The following is a 10,468-nucleotide window of genomic DNA, read 5'->3' on the forward strand; positions in this document are numbered from 1 at the left end:
GACATTCGAAAGCTGACCAATGTGCCGATCTTTGATCTGATGAGCATTACAAAATCTCTTCTCGCGTGAGTGGATGGGCCTATCCTAATCGACATTAGGGTCGCGTAAAGACCGGTAAAGTCGGCTAGATCGACTGGGCATTCGCCCATTGATTGACGCAAGTAGACAGGTACTGCGCTCGGAGCATTGAGTTCGGGTTGATCGGGATAGCGAGACGCCTCGCGACGGCGCCCCTCCCACACCACCGGGCATAACGTTCCGCAATGTTTCTGAAAAGCTGATCGCCGGGCAACTCAATCGAGGATCGAGGCCCCAGGATTGAACTCACCAGCAGCCGTCGCCCATCAACAGCGGCGCGTTTCACGGCGAGGTAGCGCTCTGATCATACCCACATTGTTCTCGATGGCGATCTCGGTTCCAAATGGCTTCGAAAGTGTCTGTAGACGCTCGAGAATAGCTCTTGCCTGCTGCTTGGCTACGAGACGTGGAATCCCGCGGTTTGCAAACCTGTTTAACCGACCGAGCTCGATTGGGTAAAGTCGCAATTCGGCAAGCTGGTTCTGCTCGAATCGGCTAACGGCGATGACGCTTTCCCAGAAGACCGGGTCTGAATAGCCCTTCATTTCGGCCACTTTCACTTCGGCATCCGTGTCGAGCCGAGGATCCTTGGCATAGTCGCCGAACATTTCCGCCCCCGAGGGGGTCCCGAGGTCGTCCTGGAAGAAGTTCCCAAGGCTATAAAAAATCGGCCTACCTTTGTAAATCTCGATGCCCCGCAGTTGATGAGGTCCGTGCCCAATGTAAGCGTCCGCCCCGGCATCGATTAGGCTATGCGCAAACGATCCCTCGTAGTTAGGTGGCTCCTGACTCCAATTTCCAGGTTCGTGACCGTGGTTCGTGGCGATACAAAAATCCGAGAACTGCTTGCCCCGACGGACGTTTCGTAGGATGTCGGCGACATCACGCGAGTCTGGTTCGAAGCTGTATCCGATCTTGTCGCCTATTTTGTATGTCATTCCGGCGAGCACGACCTTATTGGGATCTTCGGGGACGGGGCGGTCGGTACGTAAGCCAGAACTTATCAGCCTCACATTCCCGAGCATTTCGGGCGGAACCACGATGCTTTGCGCCAAACGAAGGGCATTCAGGCCTGGTCTGCCTGGCGCTTCGGCCGCGGGATCACCGGCCCGCGCCATGGGCTTGAATGTTGTAGCACATGACAGCAGCGCCACGCGACCACGAGCGGTCTCGAAGAAGCGCGCAGCGCCGGCTTGTGCGAGATTCTCGCCCACCCCTGCGTGGATAATCCCGTTTTGATCGAGCACTCGGCTCGTCTCGCGCATGCCTTCAACGCCCCAGTCAAGCGAATGGTTGTTTGCGCGAGCCAGGATGTTGAATCCCATCGCCCTCAAATCTGGGCCAACCTCTGGCAGGCTGAGGTGATAGGCGCCGCCGTATTCAGCCTGCGGGTATCCATTGAACGATCGGATGTCGAACACGTTGACTTCCAGGTTGCCAAATGTGACGTCAGCATCATGAAGGATCTTGGCCACCTCGCCAAAGGCAACATTCTGAGATTTCGTCACCGCACGCGACACGATTAGGTCGCCGACCGCGGCTATCGTGAAGCCGTCCGCCACGTTCGTTGCAATCGAACCTACGATGTCATAGGCTGCGCCCAGTTGGGACGGATCTCCACCGTTCTTGTTTTCCATGAAATTTTCCTTCGTCTCTGTCGTCTTCCTACTGGCTGTACGCTGCGATTTTCGAAACTGTGGAAGGTACAATCGTACAACGGAGAGAGAATTAGCCGGAGTCGGCCGCACTCTTTCGGTGGCGAGCGCTTGACGGCGGAAGCTGCCGAGCCCCTCACGACACCAACGGTGCGACGATCAGTCCGCCGGGGAGCCTGTGTACAGCGAGGCAAACCCCAAAACGCGGGTATGCTCGCCCACGCCATCCGACAACACTTGACACGCCGACAGGTCGACCGACTCAAACTGGACCAGGTTCCGGGCGGTGCAAGCAAGATCGCGTGCTTACTATTTGTCACCTGCCCAACCCAATATGCGCTCAACGATTTCGGGTCGCGCGCGTGGGTTGCCGCCGAGGTTCGCCAGCAGGACGACTCCGCGACTGTCGGTCGGGCGGAAGCCCATGTACGTCGAAACTCCTGGATCGCTGCCGGTGTGCTGCCATACACCACGCCACGATCTATTAGCGGCTTTGATACGGTCATTCTGTCGCCACGTAAGGCCTTGAATTTGGTCCGAAAAAGGTAGACCTTGAACGTTCTGGTCGCTTAAGATTTCCTTGATGGTTTCTGCCCGCAGTATCCGCTTGCCCTCCAGCACACCATCTTGCATGTAGGCCATGAGAAATCTCGCCAGCTCTGAGGCCGTGGTACGCGCAAGGCCGTCTGACAAGGTAACGTAGCTATAAAGGCAGTGCGGTACGTGAATCTCATTTTGGTCTTTAGGCGCGGACCATCTAGGATCAATCAATTCCATCTTGGTGACGTCGCCATCGTCAACGTAGTCGTAAAGCGTAGCATGCTTCTCTCGCGGCATGCCTTCGAGCAAGAAGCGAGCCTCAGTCATCCCAAGCGGTGCGAAAATATGCCCGCGACAATAATCTGGGTACGACATGCCGCTCAGTAGCTCCACCAGCAGCCCAAGCAATCCGTAGGTCACGTTGCAGTATTGATACGCGGCGCCCGGCGCCCACGGGTTGAAGTTTTGTTTGGCGTCAAAGGCCGATCCACTGGTCGTAAAATACTCCTTTAGCCACTCGCCAAGTATCGCCTTCGGATCGCCGCAAACATAATTCGACCAGAACAACGGACTATCTGCAATCGAAGATGTATGGGTCATTAGCTGCCGCGTGGTAATGGGCCGATCCGAAAAAGCCGGATTGCGTACGGGGAACGGCAAGTACCGATCGATCGGCACATCAAGTTCAAGCTTTTCCTGTTCGTACATCTGCATCACAGCAGCACAGGTTATGGTTTTGGTGATCGAGCCAATATTCAGCAGCGTCTGCGGAGTCATCGCGTGGCCGAGTGCAATGTCCGCGAGTCCGAATCCGGCGGTATAAACAAGATAGCCTTGATCGATGATAGCCAAGCTTAATCCGGGTATGTGGGACACTTGCATCTGAGCTCGGATAAACTCAGCGAAATTATCGCTCTGCAGCCACCCTGTGAGGCTGCGTGGGCTGGTTGCTCTATTTGCGCCTGGCGGTTGGTAATTGTTCTCGTGTGAATGTTCATCCATCGATTACCTCGTCACTTCGTGTACTTGGCGATGTTCGGCGCCCAAGCAGCCGTGCGCCCAAAATGCTTCAATGGATAAAGGGGGCTGGTGTCACGCCAGAGCACTGAGCGAAACGTTCCCCACCACCGACTGTCCAGGTCCCCCTGTGGCCGGAGCGCGCACGTGGCAGGCGACGACGCGCCCATCGGCGATCGGCACAAGAGGCGGCACTTCGATGCGGCAGCGCTCGACGGCGAGCGGGCAGCGCGGATGGAACGCGCACCCGCTCGGAGGGTTGATGGGACTTGGCACCTCGCCGTCGACGGGCACCTGAAGCCTAATCCGCGTCGGATCCGGCACAGGTGCTGCCGCGATCAGCGCCTCGGTATAGGGGTGGACCGGCTTGGCGAAGAGTGCCTCGCAGGGCGCGAGTTCCACGATCCGCCCCAGATACATGACCGCGACGCGATGTCCGATATGCTCCACGACACCGAGGTCATGCGAGATGAAGACGAAGGCGATGCCCATCTGCTGCTGGAGATCCAGAAGCAGATTCAAGATCTGTGCCTGCACCGAGACATCAAGGGCTGACACCGCCTCGTCCGCGATGATCAGAGAGGGGTTGAGCGAGAGGGCGCGCGCAATGCCGAGCCGCTGGCGCTGGCCGCCCGACAATTCGGACGGGAGCCTGTGTATCATTTCGGGCGACATTCCGACCTTTCGCAAAAGGTCCGCGGCAAGCGCCTGGCGTTGCTTGCGGCCGAGGCGCTCAAAATTCTCGGCCGGCTCGGTGATGATCTGTCCGGCGGTAAGCCGAGGATTGAGCGACGAGTAAGGGTCCTGAAAGACCATCTGCATGCGACGGCGCCACGCATGAAGCGCTTGCTTCTTGAGGCCGGCAATGTCGGTTCCCTCGATCAGTACGCGGCCAGCCGTCGGCTCGACGAGCCGCATCAGGAGCCGCGCCACGGTGGACTTGCCGCAGCCGGACTCACCGACGATGCAAAGCGTCTCGCCCGCTTCGACAGAAAAAGAAACATCCTGCACCGCCCGGATCACCGGAATGCTTTTCTTGAAGATTCCCGAGCCAAGCGGATAATGTTTGGTCAGGTTCTCGACTTTCAGCAGAGGACCAGTCATGCGCCCATTACCTCTTTGGCGCGCCAGCAAGCGGCGGCGTGACCCGGCTTGACATCATCAAGGACGGGCGTCTTCTCACGACAAATGTCTATTGCGAACGGACACCGAGGCGCAAAGCTACATCCCACAATAGGTTGGCGGAGGCTTGGTACAATGCCAGGAATTTCGGGAAGCCGTCGCTGGCGACCTTTGCGCCTATCAGGAACGGAGCGCATAAGCCCTTGGGTGTAAGGATGCGTGGGACACGCGAACAGATCATTTACCTGAGCTTGCTCGACGATCCGGCCGGCGTACATCACAATAACGCGTTGACATGTTTCGGCTACAACGCCCAGATCGTGCGTAATAAACATCACGGCCGTTCCGGTGCGCTCTTTCAGGTCAACGATAAGCCTAAGTATTTGCGCCTGAATAGTAACGTCCAACGCAGTAGTTGGCTCGTCGGCAATCAACAATTCCGGTGAGCAGGCAAGCGCCATGGCAATCATGGCGCGTTGGCGCATCCCACCAGACATCTCATGCGGATAATTACGAACCCGACGATCAGGATCAGCAATGCGAACCATGCGAAGCACTTCTTCGGCTTTTGCCATGGCCACGGAGCGCGACGCTTTGGTGTGTATCTGCACCGCTTCGGCGATCTGGCGTCCGACCGTATAGACCGGGTTCAAGCTCGTCATCGGCTCTTGAAAGATCATGGCGATCTGGTCGCCACGGATTTTGCGCATCTCTCGGTCAGACAGCTCAAGAAGATTGCGTCCGTGAAAGCGGATTTCGCCTGCCACTGTCTTGGCGGTGAGCTTCGGCAGCAGGCGGAGGATGGAGAGGCCGGTGACGCTTTTCCCGCATCCCGATTCGCCGACAATGCCCAGCGTCTCGCTCTTTTTGACCTGGAAGCTGATACCGCTGAGCGCGCGGGTGACGCTGTCTTCGCCAAAGAAATGCGTTTCGAGGTCTCGCACATCGAGCAGTAAGTCGTTTTCTATCCTTTGATGCATCTGCATGTTAGCGCCTCTGTTTGGCGCGGGGATCGAACAGGTCGCGCAGGCCGTCCCCGAGCAGGTTGACTGCAAGGACCGTGACGGCAAGGCAAATACCGGGGGCGAAGATCGTCATCGGCGCTATGCCGAGAAACAACCTGGAGTTTGAAATCATGTTGCCCCAACTCGGGATTTCGGGGGGCACCCCCACGCCAAGGAAGCTCAGACCGGCCTCTGTAAGGATCGCATCGGCACAGACCGTGGCGCTCTGGACCATAAGCGCTGGGATAGTGGTGGGAAGGATATGCCGCCACAACACCTTTCGCAGGCTCGCGCCACCGCAAAGCGCGGCCTCCACATAGGGACGCTCCCGCACACCCAAAACTACCGACCGAACCAGCCGTGTAATGCTCGGCAACTGAGGTATGGTGATGGCGACAATGAGGGTGCCAAGCCCGGGGCCGGTCAGAGCAATGAGAGCGATGGCCAGTAGCATTGTTGGCATCGACATCAGAGCATCCATCAGCCGCATGATGACGCTATCAAAGCTGCGGACGTAGCCAGCCAAAACACCAATCAGAAGCCCTGCCGAACTCGCACAGACAGCTGAAATCAGCCCAACCAGAAGGGAGATCCGCGCCCCGAAGATAGTCCGCGCAAATACGTCGCGGCCCAGGTTGTCGCTTCCAAACCACATCTCGGCAGAAGGCGGCTGGAGGCGTTTGTAAGGATCCATACTCGTCGGATCTCCGGCGAAAAGCGGGGCGGCCAGCGCCAGAACGATAAGAAGAAACAGGAGCCCGCCGCCTATCAAGACCTGGGGATGCCGCCGCGCGAGACGAGCCAGGGCAGGTATTCTGAGACCCGTTGGTGCAGTTTCTATTGGTGCAGAGAGGAGCGCCATATCAATACCGGACACGCGGGTCGATCAGCGTATATGCAATATCGACCATCAGGTTGATTAGTACGTATAACCCTGAAACAAGGATGAGTACGCTTTGAATGATAGCGTAATCGCGGTTGTTGAGCGCATTAACGACCAGACGTCCGATACCGGGTATGTTGAACACTGTTTCTGTGAGGACCACTCCGCCGATCAGGTAGGCGAAGCTTATGCCTATGACGGTCAGGATAGGGACGCCGGCATTTTTCAAGGCATGGTGGAAAAGCATGGCATAGGACGAAGCGCCCTTGGCGGCGGCCGTTCGCATATAGTCTTCCGACAAAACCTCAAGCATGCTCGCCCGTGTAACTCGGGCGATGAATGCAATGTATCCCAGACTTAAAGCCACTGTGGGAAGGATCAGGTGTACAAGCCAAGACCCTGGACCACCACCGATCGGCTCGTAGCCCTGGACCGGCAGCCAATGTGTAGTGACCGCGAACAGGTATATCAGAAAGAAGCCGACTACAAACACCGGGACAGAAAAGCCAAGTGTAGCAAATGCCGTCAGGATGCGATCAGCAAAACTACCAGTTCGCCACGCCGCAAGGATTCCGAATGAGATCCCGACTGTAACTGAAAGGACCATCGTCAGGATCGCGAGCGAAGTAGTCGGTTCAAGCCGCTGCGAGATGAGTTCGATGACGGGTCGCCCGGAGAAAAGTGAGTTCCCGAAGTCGCCGCCGAGGATACTGACCGCCCAATGCACGAACTGAACTGGCATAGGCCTATTGAGCCCCAACTGTTCGCGAATTGCCGCAATCATCTCGGGCGTAGCCTTATCGCCGGCGATCGCACCCGCCGGGTCACCGGGGGCCAGTCTTACGAAGAGGAAGACAAAGATCCCGACCATCGCCATGACAGCGATGGCCGAAACGAGCCTGCGAAGGACATAGACAGCCATTAGGCTGGGACCTTCCGCATGTTCCACATCGGTATGAGCGATGGCATTTCGATAAGACCCGTGAGTGTCTTGCGGCGTGCGATTGGCGAGACAGCTGAGCCCAGCAGAACGGTCCCGACGATGTCCCACTGTATACGTTGCATCTCGCGGGCCAGTGCCTTGCGCTCTTCGAGCGTTTCGACTTCTGCCCATTTTGCCCGAAGAGCCTCATATTCGTCGCTCTTCGGCCAGCCCCACCAGCCCTGCTCCCCATTCGCACTTAGCGTGGGATTGCTGATCGGAGTGCTGCGGTCATAATCAGTCTCGCTCCCCATGAAGAGGTCCCAGTCACGGCTCTTACGGCGCGCACCAAAGGCGGCTTGGTCGCTCGGCACAAGCTCAACGTTGACCCCAATTTTCTTCAACGTGTCGGCCAGAAACTGTTCCATGGAGTTGGCTTCGCGCCAATTCGCGTGTTGGAGAATTACCAGCGTTTCGCCAGAATATCCGGCTTCGCTGAGGAGTTGCTTGGCCCTTTCTGGGTTTCCACCCTTCTTGTACCATCCGGTATTTTCATCATTTGCATAGGGCGTGTGGTTCCCAAAAAACGAAGTAATCGGGCTAATGAGCTCTGGGGGGAAGCTGGTACGCATGACCGCTTCCTGATCTATTAAGTGAAGCATCGCTTGCCGAGCCTTCACATTGTTGAACGGCTTCTTCAAACAGTTCATTCGCATGAAATAAACATCACCGCCTTTGTTCAATACCTGTAATTCAAGGCTAGGATCACTTTTGAACGCCGGATAAAGATCGGCGGCTGGCAATTCTATGAAATCAATTTCGCCGGCTTGTAAGGCCGCGAAAGCAGTTTGCTGGTCTTCAATGAAATCCCAGATGACGCGCTCAACGTTCACGACCTTGCCACCGGCGAACCCGTCCGGCGGCTCCTGGCGGGGCACATAGTGTTCATTGCGGTCGTAAGTAAAGCTTGCTCCCGGTTTGCCGAGAGCTTGATTGAATTTGAACGGCCCCGATCCGATATTTTCGGTTACCTGCTCCGTGGCAGCAAGACTCGCGTCCTTTTCACGCATGATGTACAGTACTGGGGTAGCCGCGCTAGCTAGGATCTCCATAAGAAGCCCTAGCGGCTCTCGCAGGGAGATAACGAAAGTTTTGTCGTTCAGCGCCGAGATATCCTTTGCGCGCTCTGTGATCAGCTTTCCGCCTGGAGCTACTTGGCTCCAGCGACGAATCGAGGCGATACAGTCAGCTGCGGTAACGGGCGTACCGTCATGCCAGCCCAACCCGTCCCTAAGTTCAAAGGTGTAAATTCTCTTGTCGTCGGAAACACTCCATTTTCCTACCATTTGAGGCTGTGGCGTTAACTTGGAATCAAGCGCAAATAGCGTGTCATAGATTGCGAGGCCGTGGTTACCGGTGGACTGAGCCGTTGAGACCATCGAATCGAAGGAATCGACTCCATACCTAGCCATCCGGACCGTTTGCGCGGCGGTGGGCGTCGGCTGCGCGCGCAGCACTGATGGAACAGGTATTGTCGATAGAGTTGTTCCGGCGGCAATGCCCATCTTAACGAGGTCGCGTCGAGAAATCCTCATCTTTCATTCCCCTTTTTGTTAAGCGGAGTCTTGCGCTTTTCAGTTTGTTTACTGAATTTCCGTCCCGGCGGCGCTTACGTCAAATTCAGTCTATATATCGCAGTCATCTGGGTTTAAGATGGCCCCAAGATGTGGCGCTTTTCGCCCGCCCTGCGTACATGAGATGCGGCCACGACCTGAACCATGCCCAGATCCGAAGCTGCCCTGTTGCGGGTCAACTCAGTCTCAACTCTCAACTCAAGTCTTGCGTCTTGTTGGCATGGCGTCGCGAGAGGTCGAGATTCTCCCCCAGGGGAAGCAGACCTGCCCTTTCGGAAGAACGTGGCGCCGAGCTTGTCAGTAGGCTGCGAACCAAGTCGGTGACGCTACGAGTTTGATCACATCGAACCCGTTCGAACCACTGGAACTCACCAACGTCGACATCCCGTTCTTGGTGACGACTCGAACACGCCGGGGGCGCCAACCGCTAAAGTATCCGTTTTGATCAAGGGGTTGTAGGGGCCCATTTTCGCTGCGCCTTGAGGAGAGCGTTTGCGAGGATGATGAGCTTTCGCATCAATGGGTGATGGCGACCTTTGCGGGTTTTCCTGCCGCCTTTAGCGCCTGGTATTTTGCCTTGAGGTCGGGGTTGACGCGCATGGCGACGAGGGCGGGCATGTAGAGGGCCTGGCGAACATTGGCCCGGCCGCCGCGAATGAAGGCGCGGCCGGTCCATTTGCCCGACTGACGGGCGACCGGAGCGAGGCCGGCGAGGCTTGCGGCCTGTGGCGGCTCGAGGGTTCCGAGTTCCGGCATGTCGATGATGAGTGCGCATGCGGTGGCATCCGAGACGCCGGGTATGCTGGTCAGGATGTCGCGGCGCTGGGCAAGGTCGGGATCGGCTTTGATGAGCGTAAGGATCGTCTGATCGATATCGCCGAGCTGACGTTGGATCTGCTTCAGCCGCTCGTTGTTGTGGCGCCTCAGCAGGGTAAGGGTCAGGGTCTTGGCTCTGTTGCTGGCTGCGGTGCGATCCTTGATCAGAGCCGCACGGGCCAGGTGCAGATCCTTGAGTTCATTGAGCAGTGCGCTGCCAAGCGGCCGTGCCGTCAAAGCCAGCACTGCCCCCATGCGCGCCAGCATGGCGGCGTCGCATCGGTCGGTCTTGGCCAGCTTGCCGGTCGCCTCCGCGAAGCGGCGCGCCTGGCGCGGATTGACCTTGACCAGTGGCAGTCCGGCCTCGGCGAGGTGGCACTCAGCCCGCGATGGTAAGCTCCGGTCGGCTCGTAGACGATCCGAGCGACCCCGGAGCCGATCCAGCGCATCAGCGCCTTGTGGCCCTTGACCGTGTTGTCGAAGCGGCGGCTCTCGCCGCTTGGGAAGCGATAGGCGTTCAGCGCCTCTTTCGAGATGTCGACGCCAATGGTAATGTCTGTCATCTTTTGCCGTGCCTCTGCTTGTCATGCGCAGCTCAAACTGCGCGTATCCGTTCAGGCCTTCGGGAAAAGACGAGGGTGATCAAACTTTAGCTCGGCTCTCAAGTGGCCAGCGCGTCGACGATCCATCCCTCGCCGCTGGCGAGAGAGCTGCTACTCTTGACCTGCCGCGGGTAATTTCCTCCAGTTGGGATTAGAGTCCGGCCTCGTTTGAAGGACGGACTGATGAAGAGAAAG

At 57.4% G+C, this 10,468-nt stretch carries 7 protein-coding genes and 1 pseudogene; all 8 read right to left on the reverse strand.

Going from position 1 to position 10,468, the window contains the following annotated elements:
* Positions 1–344 precede the first annotated feature (344 nt).
* On the reverse strand, positions 345–1,715 hold the full coding sequence (locus AC0L2V_RS31885) for a CapA family protein (protein WP_473522149.1): 1,371 nt from the start codon (positions 1,713–1,715) through the stop codon (positions 345–347).
* 327 nt (positions 1,716–2,042) lie between these two features.
* A complete protein-coding gene (locus AC0L2V_RS31890; protein ID WP_473522150.1) occupies positions 2,043–3,275 on the reverse strand; it encodes a serine hydrolase domain-containing protein in 1,233 nt (410 codons plus the stop codon).
* Between the two features lie 90 nt (positions 3,276–3,365).
* A complete protein-coding gene (locus AC0L2V_RS31895; RefSeq protein ID WP_473522151.1) occupies positions 3,366–4,394 on the reverse strand; it encodes an ABC transporter ATP-binding protein in 1,029 nt (342 codons plus the stop codon).
* Positions 4,391–5,398 (reverse strand): ABC transporter ATP-binding protein, encoded by a 1,008-nt coding sequence (locus tag AC0L2V_RS31900; protein ID WP_473522152.1) that lies wholly within the window; start codon positions 5,396–5,398, stop codon positions 4,391–4,393. Before AC0L2V_RS31900 ends, AC0L2V_RS31895 begins: the two co-directional genes overlap by 4 nt.
* A gap of 1 nt (position 5,399) precedes the next feature.
* The gene (locus AC0L2V_RS31905) at positions 5,400–6,278 is read right to left on the reverse strand and encodes an ABC transporter permease (protein ID WP_473522155.1); all 879 of its coding nucleotides are present in this window, start codon (positions 6,276–6,278) and stop codon (positions 5,400–5,402) included.
* 1 nt (position 6,279) lies between these two features.
* Positions 6,280–7,221 carry an ABC transporter permease gene (locus tag AC0L2V_RS31910; RefSeq protein WP_473522153.1) on the reverse strand — a complete coding sequence of 314 codons (942 nt, stop codon included), beginning with the start codon at positions 7,219–7,221 and terminating at the stop codon, positions 6,280–6,282.
* Entirely contained in the window at positions 7,221–8,816 is a 1,596-nt protein-coding gene (locus AC0L2V_RS31915; protein ID WP_473522154.1) for an ABC transporter substrate-binding protein, read from the reverse strand. Before AC0L2V_RS31915 ends, AC0L2V_RS31910 begins: the two co-directional genes overlap by 1 nt.
* Before the next feature lie 484 nt (positions 8,817–9,300).
* Positions 9,301–10,234, reverse strand: a pseudogene (locus AC0L2V_RS31920) (IS110 family RNA-guided transposase).
* Between the last annotated feature and the right edge of the window lie 234 nt (positions 10,235–10,468).

It is taken from the genome of Mesorhizobium sp. WSM4814 (genome assembly GCF_055811595.1).